Below are 19,076 nucleotides of genomic sequence, written 5' to 3'. Positions count from 1 at the left end.
CATCACAATGGCGCTAAAATCTAGCAGTGGAGATATCGATCCGCCTCGGCTAAGCAATTGAGGATCAGCGAAAGCATCTCTCCACCTCGCAGCCTGGGGCAATGAACGCAAATGTTCCTGCTTGCCGTTCTCGTCCTTCCTTTCGCAGGAAGCTTTATTGCGGCGCTCTTGCGGGTCAATGCACGCAACGCTGAGGCATGGCTCGCTGGAGCGGTCGCACTTACAGCTTTTTGCCTCATCGGTGCGGCTTATCCGAACGTGACGAATGGCGGCGTTGTCGGGTGGCGAACGGGCTGGGTCGCTGAACTTGGACTCGCATTTGTGCTGAGGCTTGACGGGTTCGCATGGGCCTTCGCCATGCTGATCACCGGCATCGGTTTTCTGGTGGTGCTGTATGCCCGGTACTACATGTCACCCAGTGATCCCGTTCCGCGGTTCTTCTCCCTGCTGCTCGCCTTCATGGGAGCAATGCTGGGAATCGTGCTCTCCGGCAACCTGCTCCAACTGGTTTTTTTCTGGGAGCTGACCAGTCTCTTTTCATTCCTGCTGATCAGTTACTGGCACCACAACGCGGCGGCGAGAGACGGCGCGCGGATGGCGCTGGTGATCACGTCGACGGGTGGGCTTTGCCTCTTCGCCGGCGTGCTGCTCATCGGGCACATCGTCGGCAGCTATGACCTGGAGCAGGTGCTGGCTTCCGGAAACGCGATCCGTTCGCACGCGCTTTATGTCCCCGCACTCGTTCTGATCCTTCTCGGCGCTCTCACAAAAAGCGCCCAGTTCCCGTTTCATTTCTGGCTGCCGCACGCGATGGCCGCTCCAACTCCCGTTTCAGCTTATCTCCATTCGGCAACAATGGTGAAGGCCGGAGTGTTCCTTCTAGTGCGGCTCTGGCCGGCAATGGGTGGAACGAATGAATGGCTGTGGCTGGTGGGCTCGATCGGCCTGATCACGTTTTTTCTGGGCGCCTTTCTCGCCGTGTTCCAGCAGGATCTGAAGGGGCTATTGGCCTACTCGACGATCAGCCATCTCGGATTGATCACGCTTTTGACCGGACTCGATACCCCATTCGGACAGATCGCGGCGATTTTCCATATCATGAACCACGCGACCTTCAAGGCATCGCTGTTCATGGCGGCCGGCATCATCGATCACGAAACCGGCACGCGCGACATCCGCCGCCTTAGCGGGCTATGGGCCTTCATGCCGATTACGGCGACGCTGGCCATGGTGGCTGCCGCGGCAATGGCGGGAGTGCCGTTGCTGAATGGTTTTCTGTCGAAGGAAATGTTTTTTGCCGAGACGATCGAGGTCCATGACAATTCCCTCGTCGATCAGGCGCTGCCGTACATCGTCACTCTCGCCAGCACGTTCACGGTTGCCTATTCGCTGCGCTTCATTCGCGACGTGTTCTTCGGCCCGGCTCCAACCGGCTTGCCACGCGTTCCACATGAGCCGCCCCTGTTGATGCGACTTCCGGCCGAACTGCTCGTGCTGGCATGCCTCATCGTCGGTGTCGCGCCGGCTCTCACAGTGGCGCCGATCCTCGATACGGCTGCCCGGGCGGTTCTCGGCTCCGCGATGCCGGAGTACAGCCTTCGTCTCTGGCACGGAATTACGCCTGAACTTCTGATGAGCATCGTAGCGATGGCCGGTGGGTTGGGCGTCTACGTCATGCTGCGCTCCTACCTGCTCGCGCATGAGGGACCGCCCTTGCTCGGTCGCATCAATGGCAAGCGGATCTTTGACTGGGTGTTGGTGACATTGTCCTGGCGGCTTGCGCGATGGCTCGCCACCAATCTCGGCACGAGGCGTCTCCAACCACAATTGAGACTGTTGGCTGGCGTGGCGTTCGTCGCTGCCCTGCTGCCCCTCTACGCCCGCGGCCTCTCGCTGACGGGACCGTCAAGGAGGGAATTCGACCTCGTCTTTGGACTACTCTGGGTGGTGGGCGTTGGCTGCGCGGTGGCGGCCGCGGTCCAGGCCAAATTTCATCGGGTGGTGGCGCTGATACTGCTCGGGACCGCGGGTCTCGTCACCTGCGTCAGCTTCGTCTGGTTATCCGCTCCCGATGTCGCGCTGACGCAGATCGTCGTTGAGACGGTTACGACGGTTCTCCTGTTGCTCGGCTTGCGGTGGCTGCCGAAACGCATCGCGCGACCAGGCCCGGCAGAGGCGCCCGACAGCATTCGGTGGCACCGCGTTCGCGATTTCTCCATCGCGCTCCTCGCCGGGCTCGGTTTGGGCACGCTTGCGCTGGCGGCCATGCAGCTCCCGGACAACCACAGCATTTCGCGATACTTCGTGGAAAACGCCTACACGAAGGGGGGCGGAACCAACGTGGTGAACGTCATCCTGGTGGATTTTCGCGGGTTCGATACGCTCGGCGAGATCACCGTGCTTGCGGTCGTCGCACTGACCGTCTTTGCGCTTTTGCGCCGTTTCCGTCCGGCCCCCGAAAGCATTCCCGTTCCCGAACAGCAGCATGCCCAGGATGCCCACGACGAGGCTCATCCCGATCGACAGAAGGGCGACACTGCCAAAGACACGCTTGCTACCGCGGCATTGATGATGGGGCTGCTGTTTCCCGTGATCGGCGTCGTGGCCATTTTCCTTCTCTTGCGCGGGCACGACCTTCCGGGCGGCGGCTTCATCGCCGGCATCGCCATGGCAACAGCATTCATCCTGCAGTATATGGCTCGCGGCACGGTGTGGGTGGAAGCTCGTCTTCACGTCATGCCGGTGCGTTGGATGGGTTTCGGCCTCTTGCTGGCAGGGTGTGCGGGAGCTGCCGCCTGCGTTTTCGGACACCCCTTCCTGACCTCGTACTTTGCATATGCCGAACTGCCTCTGCTCGGTCGCGTCCCCACGGCCAGCGCTCTTCTCTTCGATATCGGTGTGTTCTCGCTCGTCGTCGGCGCCACGGTATTGATGCTCATCGCAATCGCGCATCAATCGCTGCGTCGCTATGGCGTGCCGCTCCAGGCGGGGCAACGCGCGCACGATGAGCGAGCGAAAGAGGAGTTGGTGTAATGGAGCTTAGCCTGGCCATCGGCATAGGTGCGCTTACGGCGTCCGGAGTGTGGCTGATCCTCAGGCCGCGCACGTTTCAAGTCATCATCGGGCTTTCGTTGCTCTCTTACGCCGTCAATCTCTTCATCGTGGCCATGGGACGGGTGCGGACGGGAGCGCCGGTGCTGATCGCAAAGGAGATCGGGGATGCAACGAAACATGCTGACCCGCTACCACAGGCGCTCGTACTGACTGCAATCGTCATCAGTTTTGCGACGACGGCGTTGTTCCTTGTCGTTCTCCTCGCGTCGCGCGGCCTGGCTCGCACCGATCACGTCGATGGTCAGGAGCCCGAGGCGTGAGCGGAATCGCAAATCTCGTCGTTGCGCCTATCGTCCTGCCCCTGCTTGCCGGCGCAGGCATGCTGCTCTTGAATGGAGAGCGGCACCGCAACATCGTGGCTGCGGTCAATGTCGCCGCAACGGTTGCACTCGTTTGCGTCGCGGTGATCTTGCTCGGAATGTCTGATTCGGGTCACCCCGGAATCAGGGAAGTCTATCGCCTGGGCGATTGGCCTGCTCCGTTCGGAATTGTCCTCGTTCTCGATCGGCTCTCCGCGCTCATGCTGCTCCTGACCAGCATCCTGGCGTTGGCGTCGGTTGTGTTCTCTCTTGCCCGTTGGCACCGGACGGGCGCGCATTTTCATCCGCTCTTTCAATTTCTGTTGATGGGCCTCAATGGTGCCTTCCTGACCGGCGATCTCTTCAACCTGTTTGTCTTCTTCGAGTTGTTGCTGGCCGCTTCGTACGGACTTCTGCTGCATGGTTCCGGTCTTGCACGGGTGAAGGCCGGGTTGCACTACATCGTCGTGAATCTGGTCGCGTCTCTATTGTTCCTGATCGGGGTCAGCCTGATCTATGGCGTCACCGGGACGCTCAATATGGCGGACCTCTCGGCGCGGATACCTGCAATCGCTGCGGAGAGCCGCGGTTTGCTCGAAGCAGGCGCCGGCATGCTGGCCGTGGCCTTCCTGCTCAAGGCCGGCATGTGGCCTCTGTGTTTCTGGCTGCCGACGGCCTACGCATCTGCGAGTCCACCGGTGGCGTCGATCTTTGCGATCATGACCAAGGTCGGCGTATATATCATCCTGCGTCTATCGCTGTTGCTTTTCGGTGAGGGCAGCGGCGCGTCAGCGGGCTTCGGCAGTGACTGGCTGTTGTGGGGCGGGGTGGCGACGATCGCCTTCGGAGCAATCGGCACATTGGCATCCCAGGACACCGCCCGTCTCGGCGGCTTTTCGGTGCTCGTATCCTCCGGAACCGTGCTGGCAGCCACCGGGACCGGGCAAGTCAGTGTCGCCGGCGGAGCACTGTTTTACCTGGTCAGCTCGACTCTCGGCATCAGCGCGTTCTTCCTTCTGGCCGAACTCATCGAGCGCGGCCGCGAACCCGGAGCTGACGTGATCGCCGTCACGCGAGAAGCTTACGGAGAAGACCACGGTGCGGACGATACCGAAGAGGAAGTCGGCATGGCCATTGTGGCCACGATGGGATTGCTCGGCGTCGCCTTTATCGGATGCGCCCTGGTCATCGCCGGGCTTCCGCCGCTGTCGGGGTTCATAGCCAAATTCGCGCTGCTGACGGCGGCGCTTCATCCTTCAGAGATGCATCCGGGCGGTGCCGTTCCCGGCAGTGGATGGGCGCTCCTGTTGGCGCTCCTCGTGTCCAGTTTTGCGGCGTTGGTCGCGCTGACCCGAGCAGGTATCCGCTCCTTCTGGGCCTCGCCAGATCGCACCGTGCCGCGTGTGCGCCTGATCGAAATGGCGCCCATCATGTTCCTGTTGATCATTTGCGCGACCCAGACAGTGCTCGCCGGTCCGGTGATGCGTTTCATGCAGGCAACGGCGCAATCGCTGCACGCCCCGGCGGGCTACGTCAGCGACGTCCTGGAGATCAGCGTCCAAGGCAGCCGAAAGGCGGGTGGCGAATGACGCGATTCCTGCCCTTTCCGCGGGTGAGCTTCTGTCTTCTCGCATTGTGGCTGCTGCTCAATCAAGCAGTCACGGTCGGACATGTCCTCCTCGGTTGTGTGATCGCGCTCGTCGGCGGGCGGATCCTCACCGTGCTGGAGCTGCCAAGCACGCACGTCAGGCGACCCGGCGTCCTTCTCCGCCTGTTGGGATTGGTAGCGATTGATATCATCCGCTCCAACTTGGCGGTGGGCCGGATCATTCTCGGCTTTGGGCGCCGGCAGCGAAAATCCGGGTTCGTGAACATTCCGCTCGACATGCGCAATCCCTACGGACTGGCCATGTTGGCTTGCATCATCACCTCGACGCCCGGAACGCTGTGGGTGAATTTCGATGCACAGAAGGGCTTGTTGATGATCCATGTTCTCGACCTGGTCGATGAAGCCGAGTGGATCCGCACGATCAAGCAGCGCTACGAACGCCATCTGCTGGAGATATTCGAATGAGCCAGCTCTTGCTGATCTACGCGCTTGTCGCCGCACAGGTACTTCTGGTGTTGGCTATCGGCTGTGGCGCGGCTCGCATCTTTCGGGGGCCGCGAGCACAGGATCGCGTTCTGGGTTTCGACACGCTGTCCGTGAACGCGATGTTATTGCTTCTGACGTTCGGGATTCGATCCGGCGAAACGCTCTATTTCGAGGCGGCTCTGGCCATGGCCCTCTTCGGTTTTGTTGGTACGGTTGCGCTAGCGAAGTTTCTGCTGCGCGGCGAGGTGATGGAATGAACGGCATCGAACACCTGCCGCCCTGGGCTGCGGCTCTCACGGCATTTCTCCTTCTTGTCGGCGCCGCCGCCACACTGGTCGGTTCGCTGGGCCTTTTGCGGTTCGGCACATTCTACGAGCGGGTCCACGCGCCGACGCTCGGGACAACGCTGGGCACCGTATTCATTGCAGCTGCTTCAATCGTTTGCTTTTCGGTACTTCAGAGCAGGCCCGTGCTGCACGAAATCCTGATCATCGGGCTTGGCGTGGTAACCACGCCTATTGCGCTGACCGTATTGGTGGGCGCAGCGCGATTTCGCGATACCGCCGAAAAGAGTGCGCAAGTTCGCGGACCAGAGGGCAATTAGCGCGAGACGCGCGATTTTTTGGTTCCTTGACCGGCCAGTCGGTCAATCCAGGCTAAATGTCGCATTTGATTTCCTGCATCGCATGCCCACCTCTAAGTACATGATGCATGACGCTGAGTAGTAGGCGAGTTCGCCGAAGTCTTTGCATGTTGGCCGCCTGATCGGAGGCAATCAGCCCCGAACTCAGTCCATGCCGCGTTCGCGAGGGCTGGAAGCTCGGTGCCCGGCAGAGCGAGCAATGCACATGCCGCTCGCAAGCGAGCCGCACCGCAAACAGAGGCAGTGATGACTACAACGCTACGACGCCGGATTTATAGGACCCAGCTGCAGATCCGCCGGTAACCCGGACGATTCAGATCGTCCGGGATGGTACCTCAACATTTCTGCAACCAAAGCCGGGAGTTTCTCATGTCGGTGTTCTTCGCGCTGCTCGTCCTGACCTCATGGGTCATGTTCATCTGGATTTCAGATCCCGATGGCTTCCGCGAGGCATTCGCTCGCCGCCGAGCGCCAATTCCTCACGATCCTAAAAGGTGACGTTGGGAGGTTCACCTCCGTCACCGCGTACAACAGTTGCTTATGAGCGAGAAAGATATCGTGCGCCGCATGTTCGCGGGGCGCGATGCTTGGTTGCTTCTCGGCTCCAGATCGTCGGTCCAGGCCAAACCGGACGAACGAAGCTGGCAGGCAACAGCGTCATAGGCCCTCCGCAAGGCAACCGAATTGCCGCGCTGGTCGAGCTTGGCAGGCCATCGGGCCGGCGGCCGTTCGCAATTGTAAGGATTCTGACATGAATATCGTCGCTGCGACAGATTTCTCGACGCGGTCCAATCGCGCTTTGCGGCAGGCCGGCCTCCTGGCGCGCTCCCCTGATGCAACTCTGCACCTTGTTCATGTCGTCGACGAGGATCAGCCAGCCGAGCTGATCCGCATCGAAGAGCGTGAGGCACAGCGGGTGCTGGTTGAGCAGATCGCATCCATGCCGGAGCTGCAAAACGTTCAGTGCTACCCGATCGTGGTCAAGGGCCATCCCTTTGACGGGATATTGCGAGCGGCTGCAGCAGCCGACGCGGATCTCGTTGTAATGGGAGCCCATCGTAAGCAGTTTCTGCGCGACATCTTCACAGGCACCACAATCGAGCGTGTAATTCGCGGAGGAAGGTATCCGGTTCTGATGGTGAACAACGAGGCGCAGCGGCGCTATGAACGCGCTCTGGTGCCGGTCGATATGTCGGATACATCCGCCGATGCAATCCGCGTGGGGCTGTCCACCGGACTCTTGACACAGGGCGCAACAACGATCCTTCACGCCTTCTCGCCGATGACGAAAGCGCGATTGGTCCGCTCCGGTGCGAGCGCGGCCGTCATCAGCGGATATGTCGATAGCGAGCGTCTGAAGGCAACGGAGGAGCTGACGAAGTTTCTGGTGGCGAACAAGCTCGGCACGCAACGATGGTCTCTCCAGGTCGGCGAGGGCGGGCCCATGCAGGTCATCACCCGTGCTGTTTCGGAGAGGCAGCTTGACATGCTGGTGATGGGGACGCACGGGCGATCTGGATTGGTTCGGGCCTTGATCGGGAGCGTAACGGAAGAAGTCCTGCGTTCGTTGAGTGTGGACGTTCTCGTTGTTCCTCCCGCCGGCTCTGAACGCACAATGTCAAATCCGCTGATCGGCACCGACCCGAAGGCGTGACGCGTACCGCGGCTCATCGCTCGCCGGCGAACCCTTCTTTCCGCGAGACCACGGCTCCCGCTCTGTCGGCTGATCGATAGACTAGCGGCGCCGTCGTTCGCTGTCGCGCGCAGCCGGCTTTGCTGCTTGTGGTTTGGTTGAGCCCCGCGTGATCTTCAGCGGATCGCTGGCCGGAAAGGTTTGCTGCAATTGCCGGTCCAATTCCTCGTCGAGTTCCCGCTTCTCCCGCTGCTTCGATGTTTCGTCATGCTTTGGCATTGCTCAATCTCCGCGTTTAGCACTTGGTGACCGGCCGTCCGTGATCGGGAACAGTTGACGCCAAACCGAGCGGAATTGAGGATTTGGAATCAGCACGGATCTTGAAGTAACAGACCGGTGCTCGGGACATCAGCGTCGCTAGTCCCGCCCGCACGGGGGACAATAGTGTTTCTCGATCATGGCACCTGCGCTCCGGCATGAAAAAACCCGCGGCGGATTGCTCCGCGCGGGTGAACTTTCGATGATGCCATTCTGCCAGTGTTTTGCCCGACGTGTCAAAGCTGAACAGCACGACGGGCAGGGATGTATCGGTTCGGCAAACGCCTAGTTGGTGCAATCAAAATGGCTAATGATTTCAATACCCCCGCTACTGTGCATGGGGTTATTTTTCGTTTTTTTGTTTTTGCGCCGCCGAAGCCGCACCTCAGCGCCGTCCGCGCGGTGCTTCCGCCTTGGCCGGCGGCTCGGTCTGCGGTCCGCAGCTCGCGGCAGCGAGGGTTGACTGCGCTTGCGGCATCAGGCCGGGCTCGGGGGCGAGCGCCTTCATCACGATCAGGCCGGTGGTGCTGGGGGAATCGATGATCAGGCGGTCGGCGGCGGTGATCTCTTCGTCTTCGGGCAGCTCGTTGTGCTGCGGCTCGGTCATCAGGTCGAGCTCGATCACCTTCTTGCCGGCCGAGCGGTCGTTGATGGCGTAGTAGGCGATCTCGTTGCGGGTGTAGAACGACACCGACGTGTAGGCCTGGCTGACGGGGACCGTCAGCTTGATCGGCCCGTTCGACAGATCGTAGCGGCAGATCGCGAGCGCAAAGGCCGGGTCCATGAACGGCATCGGCGAGGTCTGCGGATCGGCGAGCGGAAGCTGCGTGACGGCGTTGAGTTTCGTCATCGGCGTCAGCCGCGAATAGGCGTCCTGGGTCGCGATCCGCGGCAACGCCAGCACGCTGACGAGATGGACCACGAGGCCCAGCACCACGCCGGCAACGATGGTGAACAACAGCCGGATCATGAGCAGCCCGCCGTCGTGATCGTGGGCATCGGCGCGTCGCGCTGGGTGCGCGTGGCAACGCCGACCGGGGTGTCGTAGAGCCGCAGCATCAGCGTGTAGCGTTCGATGCCGCCAGTCGGCAGCCAGTTGCCGGCGCGCGAGCGCGAGGCGATGCGGATCTCGAACGAGCCGTCGGACTGCCGCACGATCTCCTGGCTGGTGAAGCCGTAGCGCTGCAGCGAATTGGGAACGAGATGACCCTTGCGGTCATAAAGCGTCAGCGTCCAGAACCGTGCCGGCGGTGTCACGCCGGAGACCACGACGTCGCAGCGGCCGTCGAGCACCTTCTTCTTGTCGTCGGCGGTGGCGGTGAAGGCGACGCCGTCGCCGGTGCCGATAGGCAGCTCGCCGTTGCGCACGATGGTGGCGCGCGAATAGGGATCGACGTCGGCGGTGCCGGTGCGCGGACGCGCGGTCCAGGGGCCGATGGTCAGCGCGCCGATCTCGGTGCCGCGCGTCGTCGTCATCCAGGTCGCGCCGACGCCCACCACGGTTGCGAGCAGAAGGGCCGTCAATGTGATCAGGATCAGCCGCACTTGTTCGGTCAGTTCTTGCGCGGGGCGGATGCGTTCGCATTCTCTTCCGCATAGTTCTGCGGGAAGGCGAGCGCGCTCGTGGACGATGCCGGTTTGGCTTGCTTGGGGTCGGTGGCGGCCGCTTTGGCCGCGGTCCTGGCCGCGTCATCCAGCAGCTTCTCGACGCGCACCAAAACGTCGGCGCCGCGCTTGGTCAATACGGGCGGCGGACCGGGCTTGGTCTCCAGCACCTTCGGCGCCGCATTGGCCTGTGCGTTGGTGATCCGCTCGGGCGGCAGCTTCTGGCCCATGCCGATACCGGCGATCTCCCGGACCTCGACGCCCTGATGCGCCGCGAGCATGATGTCGTGCCAGGTCTGCGCCGGCAGCGAGCCGCCGGTCATGCGGTTGGTCGGCGAATAGTCGTCATTGCCGTACCAGACCGCGCAGGTGAAATTGCCGGTGTAGCCGACGAACCAGGCGTCGCGATACGCATTCGTCGTGCCGGTCTTGCCCGCGGTCGGAATGCCGTCGAGGGCTGCGCGGCGCGCGGTGCCTTCGCTGACGACGTGGCTCATCATGCCAGCCATGTCGGCGGCTACGGAGGCGGGAATCGCCTGGCGCGGCTTCGGCCCGTCGCGGTCCCAGCGCCAGACCGGATCGCCCGCGCCGGTGCGCACTTCCAGCACGGAATGCGGCGTCACTGCCTTGCCGCGGTTGGGGAAAGTCGCGTACGCCACCGCGTGCTCGAGCACGGTGACTTCGTCCGAGCCGATCGGCAGCGACGGCGTGTCGGGCAGCGGTGCCTTGAGGCCGAAGCGGCGCGCGACCTCGACGATCTTGGCGCGGCCGATCTTGGCCGGGTTCGGCGCCTTCGGCTGCTCCTTCTGGCCGATCGCGATCGACAGCTTGACGGGTACAACGTTGATCGAGCGCGTGATCGCCTGCGTCAGTGTCACCGCGCCGGAATAGGAATGGCCATAGTTCTGCGGGCACCAATTGCCGATGCAGACCGGGCCGTCGACCACGATCGAATTCGGCGTGAAGCCGTTGAGGAGCGCGGTGGTGTAGACGTAAGGCTTGAACGACGAGCCCGGCTGGCGATAGGCGTCGGTGGCGCGGTTGAACTGGCTGGCGCCGTAGTCGCGGCCGCCGACCATGGCGCGGATGCCGCCGTCGAGATCGGAGACGACGGTCGCGGCCTGCGTCGCGTGATAGTCGCGGCCGAACTGGCGCAGCTGGTTCTCGACCGCGTCCTCCGCCGCCTTCTGCACGTTGGTGTCGATCGCGAGCCGGACCACGAAGACGCGCTCAGTGTAGGATTTCGGGAAGGTGTCGACCAGCTTGCGCATCTCGTCGAAGGCGTAGTCGAGATAATAATTCGGCGACGCCTCGTAGCGGCGGTCGACCGCGAAGGCGGGGTTGCGGCGGGCGCCGAACACCTGGCCCTCGGTCATGAAGCCGGCGTCGACGAGATTGTCGAGAACGACATTGGCGCGGGCGCGGGCGGCGGGCAGGTTGATGTGGGGCGCGTATTTGGTCGGCGCCTTGAACAGGCCGGCGAGCATCGCGGCTTCGGCGAGCGTCACGTCACGTGCCGACTTGTTGAAGTAGAAATGCGCGGCGCCGTCGACGCCGAAGGTGCCGCCGCCCATATAGGCGCGGTCGAGATACAGTTTGAGGATCTCGTTCTTGGTCAGGCGCCATTCCAGCCAGACCGCGAGGAAGGCTTCGTTGACCTTGCGCTCGATGGTGCGCTCGTTGCTCAGGAACAGGTTCTTGGCGAGCTGCTGGGTGATCGAAGAGCCGCCCTGGCGGACGCCGCCGGCCTGGGCGTTGGTGACGAGCGCGCGCGCGGTGCCGGCGATGTCGATGCCGAAATGCTCGTAGAAGCGGCGGTCCTCGGTCGCGAGCGTCGCCTTGATCAGCACGTCCGGAAAATCTTCCAACGGGATCGAATCGTTGTGCTTGATGCCGCGGCTGCCGATCGGGTTGCCGTAGCGGTCGAGGAAGGTCACCGCGAGGTCGGACTTCTTCAGCCAGTCCTCGTCCGCCGTCTCGCGGAAGGCGGGAATGGCGAGGGTCAGCATCACCACCAGGCCGCCGAGGCCGAGGGTCGCGGCCTCCGACAGCGGCTCGATGAACACCCAGCGCTTCCAACGCCCGACATAGAAGCGGTCCATGAAGGTCGAGTAGCGCTCGTAGAGCTCGCGGATGCCCTTGGCCGAGGAGAACAGCGAGGAGTCGATGCGCGCATCGAGGTCCAGGAAGAAATTCCGGATCCGGGCCTTCCAATGCGGTGGTATGATCTGGCGCACCTAGAACCCTTGCGGCTTGGTTCGAAAGCGTTCAAGCACCCGGCCGGGGGCGGCATCGAGACGTCTTGCGGGAGTGTTGCGGCAAACCCAAGGCGCCCGGCCAGCGACGGTGGGGACTTGCTGTTCCTTCTAGCCGAGCAGGGCCTATAAACCAATGGTCACGCTTGCGATTTTGAACAACAGGCCTAATTGACCCCGGTTCATTACGGGCCTCACGCGGGCGTTGCTTGCAGCCCCACGACCGCACGCCCTAGATGGCACCAACCGTAGCTCTTTCGAACTTTTGTTGAGGCGCATGACCGCAGCTCCCAAACGACCTTCAGGCCAGGAAGGATTCTTCTGGAAAACCAAGACGTTGGAAGAGATGTCGGGGCCCGAATGGGAGAGCCTGTGCGACGGCTGCGGCCGCTGCTGCCTGAACAAGCTCGAGGAAGATGGCACCGGCGACATCTATTTCACCCATGTCGGCTGCAAGCTGCTCGATGGGGTGACCTGCGGCTGCAAGGACTACGCGAATCGTTCCGACAAGGTTCCGGACTGCGTCCGCCTGACCCCGGCCAATGTCCGCACCCTGAACTGGCTGCCGCCGAGCTGCGGCTACAAGCTTGTTGCGGAAGGCCGCGACCTCTATTGGTGGCATCCCCTGGTGTCAGGCGATCCCGACACCGTGCATGACGCGGGCGTCTCCGTACGCGGACGGGTCGAAGGCAGCGAGGTCGAGATTCCGGACGATGAGCTCGAGAACCACATCGTGCAGTGGCCGGCGCAGCTGCCAAAACGGGCGCGCCTGAAGCGACGTCCGAAGGACTGATCCGCCGCACCAGGTAGATCACGTCCTCGCGATGGCCGTGGGTGGGATGCTCCCATGCGCCGCGGTGCCTGCCTGAGAAGAACTTTGCTGTCTACATTGGCTGCATAGAACGAATCCTTCGCGGCGTTGCGCCGCCTCATGGCTTCCGGTCGAGATGAACAAGTTCGAGCGGCAGAGCAGTTCTGCCGACACCCAGACATTGCCCGACGATATCGCTGAAGAGCTGTCGCGCCTTCCGAGCGAGGTCTTGAGCGTCGATCACGCTCCTTCGCTCGCGCCGCCGGCGCCGCTGTCGCAGGACGAGGTCCGCACCATCGTCATCAGCCTGATGCTGACGATGTTCCTGGCTGCACTCGACCAGACCATCGTCGCCACCGCGCTGCCGACCATCGGACGCCAGTTCCACGACGTCTCCAATCTCTCCTGGGTCATCACCGCCTATCTGCTCGCGTCGACCGCGGTCGCGCCGGTTTTCGGCACGCTCAGCGACATCTACGGGCGCCGTGTGATGATCATCATCTCGCTCAGCCTGTTCGTCGCGGGCTCGGTGCTGTGCGCGATCGCTCCGAACCTGCCGATGCTGATTCTTGCACGCGGTCTCCAGGGACTGGGTGGCGGGGGCATCATGCCGGTGGTGCAGACCGTGATCTCCGACGTCGTGAGCCCACGCGAGCGCGGCCAGTATCAAGCCTATTTCTCCAGCGTCTGGATGGTCGGCGGCATTCTCGGCCCGGTCATCGGCGGCGTGTTCGCCGAGCATCTGCACTGGTCGATGATCTTCTGGATCAATGTGCCGCTCGCGGCGGCGGCGATCGCGTTGCTGCTGCCCAGGATGAAGAAGATTCCGGTGTTCCACCGCAAGCGCAAGGTCGACTGGCTCGGCGGCGTGCTGCTGATGGCCTCTGCCGTCGTCTTCATGCTGGTGCTGACCTGGGGGGGCACGCGCTTCCCGTGGCTCTCGCCCACCGTGCTTGCGATGGTGGGCGGCGCTGTAGCGCTCGCGGTCACCTTCGTGTGGCACGCGCGCCGGGCGGAAGAGCCGTTCCTGCCGCTGCCGCTGCTCGGAGGATCGGTTGTGCCGTTCGGGCTGACGGCCGGCGGTTGCGCGCTCGGTGCGATCACGGGCCTCACGGTGCAGCTGCCGCTCTATTACGAGGCGGTCTATCACCTCAGCGCCAGCGAAGCGGGCCTCGCGCTGATTCCGCTCGCGGCGGTCTCGACCTGCGGCGCGGCCATCGCCGGTCGCACCATGGCGCGGGCTAAGCACTACAAGCGGGTCGCCATCGTAGGAACGTCCTGGGCAGCGCTGTGCGGCCTCGGCCTCACGTTGACGACGTTGCCGCTCTGGGCGCTGCTGATGCTGATGGCTGCGTTTGCGCTTGGCCTCGGCACCACTTTTCCGGTCTGCGTCGTCTCGGTGCAGAATTCGGTCGCCCGTCCGCAGGTCGGCACCATCACGGGCGCGTTGAACTTCTTCCGCTCGCTTATGTCCTCGTTCACGGTTGCGGCGTTCGCGGCCATCCTGCTCATCGCACTCGGTGCCGACGTTCCGCTCGCCGGCGAGCATCACGGCGCCGTCAATGCGATTCCCGCGGACGACATGCGGCATGCGTTCCGCTACGTCTTCGGCGCCGCCACCGCGCTGATGGCTGGCGCCGCGCTCTGCCTGATCATGATGGAGGAGCGGCCGCTGGCCGGTCCGTCCACGACGCAACCCGTCGAGATGGCGGAATAAGAACCGCTAGCCGCGGCGTCCGTCCGGAAAGCTGCTGCTTCGCGGCAATCGGATCGTGAACTCGGTGAACGCGCCGGGCTCCGTCGCGACGTCGATTGTGCCGCCGTGCTGCTTCACCACGATATCGTGGCTCATCGACAATCCGAGGCCGGTGCCTTCGCCGGCCGGCTTGGTGGTGAAGAACGGATCGAACATCTTTTCCTTCACCTCGTGCGGAATGCCGGTGCCATTGTCGCGGATGCGGATCTCGATGCTGTCGCCCCGGTCGCGTGTCGCGGCGATCACCACCGGCTCGTAATCGGCGGCGCCGTCATCCGACTTGCGCTTGGCGACCGCGTGGAAGCCATTCGAGATCAGGTTCAGCAGCACCCGGGTGATCTCCTGCGGAAACACTTCCGCTTGCCCGGCAGCCGGATCAAGCTCGCGCTTCAGCGTCACGTCGAACTGCGGCTTCTCGGCGCGGGCGCCGTGATAGGCGAGGTTGAGGCTCTCCTCGACCAGCGCGTTGATGTCGCTCAGCCGATGCTCGCCGCCGCCCTCGCGGGAATGCAGCAGCATGTTCTTGACGATGGAGTCGGCGCGCCTGCCATGCTGCACGATTTTCGCGAGATTGTCCTTCAACAGTCGGGTCAGCTCGTCGACCTCGCTGCGGACGTCGTCCGCGAGCGGGACAGGCGCGAGCGCCTCGTTCAGCTCGTCCGTCAGCTCGGCGGAGAGCGATGCAAAATTGTTGACGAAGTTGAGCGGGTTCTTGATCTCGTGCGCGATGCCGGCGGTGAGCTGGCCGAGCGAAGCCAGCTTCTCGGTCTGGACCAGCCGGTCCTGGGCAGCGCGCAAATCGTCGAGGGATTTGGCGAGGTCCCGGGTGCGGTCCTGCACCTCGTTGAACAGGCGCGTGTTCTCGATGGCGATCACGGCCTGGTCTGCAAAGGTCTTGAGCAGGGCGATCGCCTTGTCCGGGAAAGGACCGGCCTCCGGCCGCGTCACGCCGATGGTGCCGATCGCGACGCCGTCGCGTAGCATCGGGATCACGAGGATGCTGCGATAGCCTCGCGTCCGCGCCAGCTCTCTCATGGCGTCCGTGAGGTCGGGCTCGGTCTGCATGTCGCTGCGGAATGCGAACTCTCCGCTTCTTGCCACCCGGCTGTGAATGCCGGATGCCGACAGCGGCACCGGGAACGAATTGAGCAGCTCTTCATTGCCGGCTTCGTTGTCGGTGCTGAAGGCGGCCAGGTGCAGCAGGTCGTCGATGACGCGCGTGACGGTGGAGGAATGTCCGCCGACCAGGGACTTGGCGCTGTCGGAGATCGCCTGGAACACCGGCGTCACATCCGCGGGCGAGGCCGCGATCACCTTGAGGATGTCGGCGGTCGCGGTCTGCCGTTCCAGCGCTTCCCTCGTGGTGTTGAACAGGCTGACATTCTTGATCGCAATCACCGCCTGGTCAGCGAAGGTCTGCAACAGCCGCACGTGATGCTCGCCGAACGCGCCGGTCGCGCGCCGCGTGGCGATGATGACGCCGATCGCCTCGCCGTCGCTCATCAAGGGCGCGAACAGCATGCTGCGGTAGCCCCGGACGCGTGCGATGTCGCGGGCTGCGGGTTCGACTTCGGTGTCGGGCAATTGCGCCGCCACACCATTGGCCACGAGCCGGTAGGGCGGGAACTGCGCGAATGGCACCGGGAACGAGGCCTGCAGCACGCGATCGCCGGCCGGATCGGTCGGCGTGAACGCCGCAAGGTGCGCCGCGCCCCCAATGTAGCGCAGCACCGCCGTGGAGAAGCCGCCGATCAGCCGGTTGGCATTGGCCGCGATGGCGTCGAACACCGGCTGTACGTCGGACGGCGAGGCGGCCATCACTTTCAGAATGTCGGCGGTGGCGGTCTGACGCTCCAGCGTCTCGCGTGTCTCGTTGAACAGCCGCGCATTCTCGATCGCGATCACCGCCTGGTCGGCAAAGGTCTGAAGCAACTGCACGAGGTCGGCTGCGAACGCGCCGGGCTCGGCGCGCGTGACGCTGATCATGCCGACTGGCGTCGCCCGATTCATCAGGGGCATGAACAGCACGCTGCGGAAGCCGCGCAGCCGCGCAAGGTTCCGATTCAGCTCCGGGACCTCCGCGGCTTCGCTATCGGGAAACTGGATCGTCTCGCCGCCACGCACCAGCGCAAAGGTCGGAAAGTCGGCAATCTTGCGCGGGAACGACGCCTTGAGCCCTTCGTCCGCCTCGGGGCTCGTTGGTGTAAACGCCACGAGGTGGAGCTCGTCCTCGATGAACTGAAGCACGGTGGCGGAGAAGCCGCCGAGCAAGCGCCGGGAGCTGGACGCGATCGCCTCGAAGACCGGCCGGGCATCGGACGGAGAGGCCGCGATGGTGCGCAGAATCCCGGCGCTGGCGTTCTGACGATCGCGCGCAATCGCGAGCTCGCTGCGAAGCTGCGCGTTCTCGGCTGTGGCCGCCTGCAACAGGCGTTTAAATTCCGCGATGTCGTTGGAAGGGGCGGTCATTCGCAATCCGGCTTGATGCCGCGACAAGCGCGGCACCGAGGCGGATTATCACATCTCCTGCGGCCGGAGCCAGCCTCCGCGACAGCGAGTTTTGCTGCCGGAATCCGGCCCGCTTCACGTGCCCGGCCGCGACACCTCGGTCTCCTTGCTGGTGATGAACTCCAGCAGCACGGGAACGCCTTCCTGCGTCTTCTGGATGCCGCGCCTGATCGCGGGGGTGATGTCCTCAGGTCTCGTCACCCGCTCTCCATAGCCGCCGAAGGCGCGCGCCATCGCGGCGTAGTCTCCGGAAATGTCGGTCGAGCGATATTTCTCGGTCGAGACCGGCATCACCTTCAATTCGATCGCCATTGAAAAATTGTTCAGCAGGATCGACATGATCGGGATGCGCTCGCGCACCGCGGTCTCGAAATCCATGCCGGTGAAGCCGATCGCGGCGTCGCCCCAGACATTGATGCAGAGCTTGTCAGGCTTTGCGAGCTTTGCGCCCATGGCCAGCCCAAGGCCGTAGCCGAGTTGCGTCGTCTTGCCCCAGCCGAGATAGGTGAGGGGCTCGACCGACTTCCAGAACGGCGAAAGCTGGTCGCGGGGGCTGCCGGCATCGTGGGTGATGATGGTGTCGCGGATGTCGACGGTATGTTGCAGGTCCCACAGCACGCGATAGGGGCTCAAGGGCGCATCATTGCTGGTGAGCTTCGGCATCCATTTCGCCAGCCACTCCTTGTGCGAAGCCGCGATCTCGGCTGCCACCGCCGACGCGTCGCGATCCGCGCTGACGGTCTTGCCGATCTCCTCCAGCAGCGCGTCGAGCACAAGCCCGGCATCGCCGACGAGGCCAATCCTGGCTTCCACGTCCTTGTTGAGATGGTCCGGATCAAGTGTGGAGTGGATGATGGTTTTGTCTTTCGGCATCGCGATGCCGAAATTGGTCTCGGTGAAGGAGCAGCCAATGCCGAAAATGACGTCGGCATCAGCCAGGAATTTCGGGACGGCGCGTGGCACCGCAAGGCCGCCGGAGCCAAGCGAGAGCGGATGCGTTTCCGGAAAGGACGATTTGCCTCCAAGGCTGGTCGTCACGGGAATGGCGAGCCGTTCGGCCAGTCGTCTCAGTTGCGGCCAGGCCTGCGCGTAATGCACGCCCTGGCCGGCATAGATCACCGGGCGCTTGGCGTTGACGAGCAGGTCGGCCGCCTCCTTCACATGAACAGGGTCCGCGCCGTAGCGGGTGCGCAGCACAGGTGTGTAGTTCAGCGGCTCGGGCACCTCCTCGTTCCACATATCGGCGGGGATCTCGACGATGACAGGGCCGCCGCGGCCGTTCTTCAGCTTGGTGAAGGCGCGACGAAAAATGTTGGCGACTTCCGCGGCCAGGATGATCGGCTCCGATGATTTCGAAAACGCCTTCATCGCCTCGCTGGAATTGAAGTTCGGCTCGATATGGGCAAGTCTGCGCTGATAGCCCATCGGCAGCACCAGCACGGGAACGGATTCGCCGTAGCATTGCGCGACGCCGCCCATCGCGTTCTCCGCACCGGGGCCATGCTGCATGCAGAATGCGCCGATCGAGCGTCCCGATGTGACCCGCGAGATCGCATCCGCCATGTGGATGCCGACGCGCTCCTGCCGCACCATCACCGGCCTGATATCGGCCTTGGCCGCATGCTCGATCAGATGGTTGACCGGATACCCGCAGAGGATCTCGATCCCCTCGCGCTTCATGATTTCCGCAATCGCGGTGCCGAGCTTCATGGCGTCTCTCTCCCTGGCGTAGGCCGGTTGCTCCGGCTGATTAGGGGAGAGAGGATCAGGAAATTGGCGGAGGGTAAAGCGTGAGCGGATGGGGGTTGCGGTAGGTCAGCTATGCAGCGAGCTGCCGTAGCCGGGATGGAGCGCAGCGCAATCCGGAGCCGTGCTACCCGGGTATAACCGTGACGAATTTCGCCGCGCTCCATCCGCTACGACCGCTACTTGCAGCTTTGGCAGATCCTCAGCTTGCGTTTCAACGCCTCGTCTTCTTGATCGATCAATTGCTCAGCGGCGCCTTTAGCACCCGGGTCGGCCCTGGAGCCCTTCGCAGT

Annotated in this window: 16 protein-coding genes; 10 read left to right on the top strand and 6 right to left on the bottom strand. The window is 63.3% G+C overall.

Annotated features, from left to right (window positions below; translation table 11 throughout):
* Nucleotides 1-111 precede the first annotated feature (111 nt).
* The 8 genes from BcanWU425_RS26855 (at nucleotide 112) to BcanWU425_RS26825 (ending at nucleotide 7,805) form a co-directional block, all read left to right on the top strand.
* On the top strand, nucleotides 112-3,033 hold the full coding sequence (locus BcanWU425_RS26855) for a monovalent cation/H+ antiporter subunit A (protein ID WP_204510702.1): 2,922 nt from the start codon (nucleotides 112-114) through the stop codon (nucleotides 3,031-3,033).
* A complete protein-coding gene (locus tag BcanWU425_RS26850; RefSeq protein WP_018458528.1) occupies nucleotides 3,033-3,374 on the top strand; it encodes a Na+/H+ antiporter subunit C in 342 nt (113 codons plus the stop codon). The genes BcanWU425_RS26855 and BcanWU425_RS26850 overlap by 1 nt, the downstream gene beginning before the upstream one ends.
* Nucleotides 3,371-5,002: a monovalent cation/H+ antiporter subunit D gene (locus BcanWU425_RS26845; RefSeq protein WP_204510703.1), complete on the top strand. Its 1,632-nt coding sequence runs from the start codon at nucleotides 3,371-3,373 to the stop codon at nucleotides 5,000-5,002. Before BcanWU425_RS26850 ends, BcanWU425_RS26845 begins: the two co-directional genes overlap by 4 nt.
* Nucleotides 4,999-5,487, top strand: coding sequence for a Na+/H+ antiporter subunit E (locus BcanWU425_RS26840; protein ID WP_018458530.1), 489 nt, complete (start codon nucleotides 4,999-5,001; stop codon nucleotides 5,485-5,487). Before BcanWU425_RS26845 ends, BcanWU425_RS26840 begins: the two co-directional genes overlap by 4 nt.
* Nucleotides 5,484-5,765 carry a K+/H+ antiporter subunit F gene (locus BcanWU425_RS26835; protein ID WP_018458531.1) on the top strand — a complete coding sequence of 94 codons (282 nt, stop codon included), beginning with the start codon at nucleotides 5,484-5,486 and terminating at the stop codon, nucleotides 5,763-5,765. Before BcanWU425_RS26840 ends, BcanWU425_RS26835 begins: the two co-directional genes overlap by 4 nt.
* The gene (gene mnhG / locus BcanWU425_RS26830) at nucleotides 5,762-6,112 is read left to right on the top strand and encodes a monovalent cation/H(+) antiporter subunit G (protein ID WP_018458532.1); all 351 of its coding nucleotides are present in this window, start codon (nucleotides 5,762-5,764) and stop codon (nucleotides 6,110-6,112) included. Before BcanWU425_RS26835 ends, mnhG begins: the two co-directional genes overlap by 4 nt.
* Before the next feature lie 408 nt (nucleotides 6,113-6,520).
* Complete coding sequence (locus tag BcanWU425_RS37455; RefSeq protein WP_018458533.1) at nucleotides 6,521-6,649, top strand: hypothetical protein; 129 nt, start codon at nucleotides 6,521-6,523, stop codon at nucleotides 6,647-6,649.
* Nucleotides 6,650-6,902: 253 nt separating this feature from the next.
* Complete coding sequence (locus BcanWU425_RS26825; RefSeq protein ID WP_204510704.1) at nucleotides 6,903-7,805, top strand: universal stress protein; 903 nt, start codon at nucleotides 6,903-6,905, stop codon at nucleotides 7,803-7,805.
* Between the two features lie 81 nt (nucleotides 7,806-7,886).
* On the opposite strand, the gene BcanWU425_RS26820 is transcribed toward BcanWU425_RS26825, so the two are convergent.
* The 4 genes from BcanWU425_RS26820 to BcanWU425_RS26805 all read right to left on the bottom strand — a co-directional run bounded on the left by BcanWU425_RS26820 (nucleotide 7,887) and on the right by BcanWU425_RS26805 (nucleotide 11,944).
* The gene (locus BcanWU425_RS26820; protein WP_018458535.1) at nucleotides 7,887-8,063 is read right to left on the bottom strand and encodes a hypothetical protein; all 177 of its coding nucleotides are present in this window, start codon (nucleotides 8,061-8,063) and stop codon (nucleotides 7,887-7,889) included.
* Nucleotides 8,064-8,487: 424 nt separating this feature from the next.
* Nucleotides 8,488-9,072: a DUF1254 domain-containing protein gene (locus tag BcanWU425_RS26815; protein WP_018458536.1), complete on the bottom strand. Its 585-nt coding sequence runs from the start codon at nucleotides 9,070-9,072 to the stop codon at nucleotides 8,488-8,490.
* The gene (locus BcanWU425_RS26810) at nucleotides 9,069-9,647 is read right to left on the bottom strand and encodes a DUF1214 domain-containing protein (protein WP_018458537.1); all 579 of its coding nucleotides are present in this window, start codon (nucleotides 9,645-9,647) and stop codon (nucleotides 9,069-9,071) included. The genes BcanWU425_RS26815 and BcanWU425_RS26810 overlap by 4 nt, the downstream gene beginning before the upstream one ends.
* Before the next feature lie 8 nt (nucleotides 9,648-9,655).
* A complete protein-coding gene (locus BcanWU425_RS26805) occupies nucleotides 9,656-11,944 on the bottom strand; it encodes a transglycosylase domain-containing protein (RefSeq protein ID WP_085352296.1) in 2,289 nt (762 codons plus the stop codon).
* Between the two features lie 295 nt (nucleotides 11,945-12,239).
* On the opposite strand from BcanWU425_RS26805, the gene BcanWU425_RS26800 reads away from it, so the two are divergent.
* Both BcanWU425_RS26800 and BcanWU425_RS26795 read left to right on the top strand, forming a co-directional pair.
* On the top strand, nucleotides 12,240-12,755 hold the full coding sequence (locus tag BcanWU425_RS26800) for a YcgN family cysteine cluster protein (RefSeq protein ID WP_026233606.1): 516 nt from the start codon (nucleotides 12,240-12,242) through the stop codon (nucleotides 12,753-12,755).
* A gap of 154 nt (nucleotides 12,756-12,909) precedes the next feature.
* Nucleotides 12,910-14,490: an MDR family MFS transporter gene (locus BcanWU425_RS26795; RefSeq protein ID WP_085352297.1), complete on the top strand. Its 1,581-nt coding sequence runs from the start codon at nucleotides 12,910-12,912 to the stop codon at nucleotides 14,488-14,490.
* Between the two features lie 6 nt (nucleotides 14,491-14,496).
* Here BcanWU425_RS26795 and BcanWU425_RS26790 read toward each other — a convergent pair whose 3' ends face one another.
* Nucleotides 14,497-16,998: a GAF domain-containing sensor histidine kinase gene (locus BcanWU425_RS26790; RefSeq protein ID WP_204510705.1), complete on the bottom strand. Its 2,502-nt coding sequence runs from the start codon at nucleotides 16,996-16,998 to the stop codon at nucleotides 14,497-14,499.
* Nucleotides 16,999-17,112: 114 nt separating this feature from the next.
* Nucleotides 17,113-18,747: a thiamine pyrophosphate-requiring protein gene (locus BcanWU425_RS26785; RefSeq protein ID WP_204510706.1), complete on the bottom strand. Its 1,635-nt coding sequence runs from the start codon at nucleotides 18,745-18,747 to the stop codon at nucleotides 17,113-17,115.
* Nucleotides 18,748-19,076: the final 329 nt, after the last annotated feature.

The sequence above is a fragment of the Bradyrhizobium sp. WU425 genome (assembly GCF_021052305.1).
Classification (GTDB): Bacteria; Pseudomonadota; Alphaproteobacteria; order Rhizobiales; family Xanthobacteraceae; genus Bradyrhizobium; species Bradyrhizobium canariense_D.
Note: the sequence above shows the minus strand (reverse complement) of the source record. Positions and strands in the feature narration are given on the sequence as shown.

Bases quoted from the DNA above. Each gene is read 5' to 3' on its own strand.
- BcanWU425_RS26855 (WP_204510702.1), top strand. From the start codon at position 112: ATGTTCCTGCTTGCCGTTCTCGTCCTTCCTTTCGCAGGAAGCTTTATT.
- BcanWU425_RS26850 (WP_018458528.1), top strand. From the start codon at position 3,033: ATGGAGCTTAGCCTGGCCATCGGCATAGGTGCGCTTACGGCGTCCGGA.
- BcanWU425_RS26840 (WP_018458530.1), top strand. From the start codon at position 4,999: ATGACGCGATTCCTGCCCTTTCCGCGGGTGAGCTTCTGTCTTCTCGCA.
- BcanWU425_RS26835 (WP_018458531.1), top strand. From the start codon at position 5,484: ATGAGCCAGCTCTTGCTGATCTACGCGCTTGTCGCCGCACAGGTACTT.
- mnhG (WP_018458532.1), top strand. From the start codon at position 5,762: ATGAACGGCATCGAACACCTGCCGCCCTGGGCTGCGGCTCTCACGGCA.
- BcanWU425_RS37455 (WP_018458533.1), top strand. From the start codon at position 6,521: ATGTCGGTGTTCTTCGCGCTGCTCGTCCTGACCTCATGGGTCATGTTC.
- BcanWU425_RS26825 (WP_204510704.1), top strand. From the start codon at position 6,903: ATGAATATCGTCGCTGCGACAGATTTCTCGACGCGGTCCAATCGCGCT.
- BcanWU425_RS26820 (WP_018458535.1), bottom strand. From the start codon at position 8,063: ATGCCAAAGCATGACGAAACATCGAAGCAGCGGGAGAAGCGGGAACTC.
- BcanWU425_RS26815 (WP_018458536.1), bottom strand. From the start codon at position 9,072: ATGATCCGGCTGTTGTTCACCATCGTTGCCGGCGTGGTGCTGGGCCTC.
- BcanWU425_RS26800 (WP_026233606.1), top strand. From the start codon at position 12,240: ATGACCGCAGCTCCCAAACGACCTTCAGGCCAGGAAGGATTCTTCTGG.
- BcanWU425_RS26795 (WP_085352297.1), top strand. From the start codon at position 12,910: ATGAACAAGTTCGAGCGGCAGAGCAGTTCTGCCGACACCCAGACATTG.
- BcanWU425_RS26790 (WP_204510705.1), bottom strand. From the start codon at position 16,998: ATGACCGCCCCTTCCAACGACATCGCGGAATTTAAACGCCTGTTGCAG.
- BcanWU425_RS26785 (WP_204510706.1), bottom strand. From the start codon at position 18,747: ATGAAGCTCGGCACCGCGATTGCGGAAATCATGAAGCGCGAGGGGATC.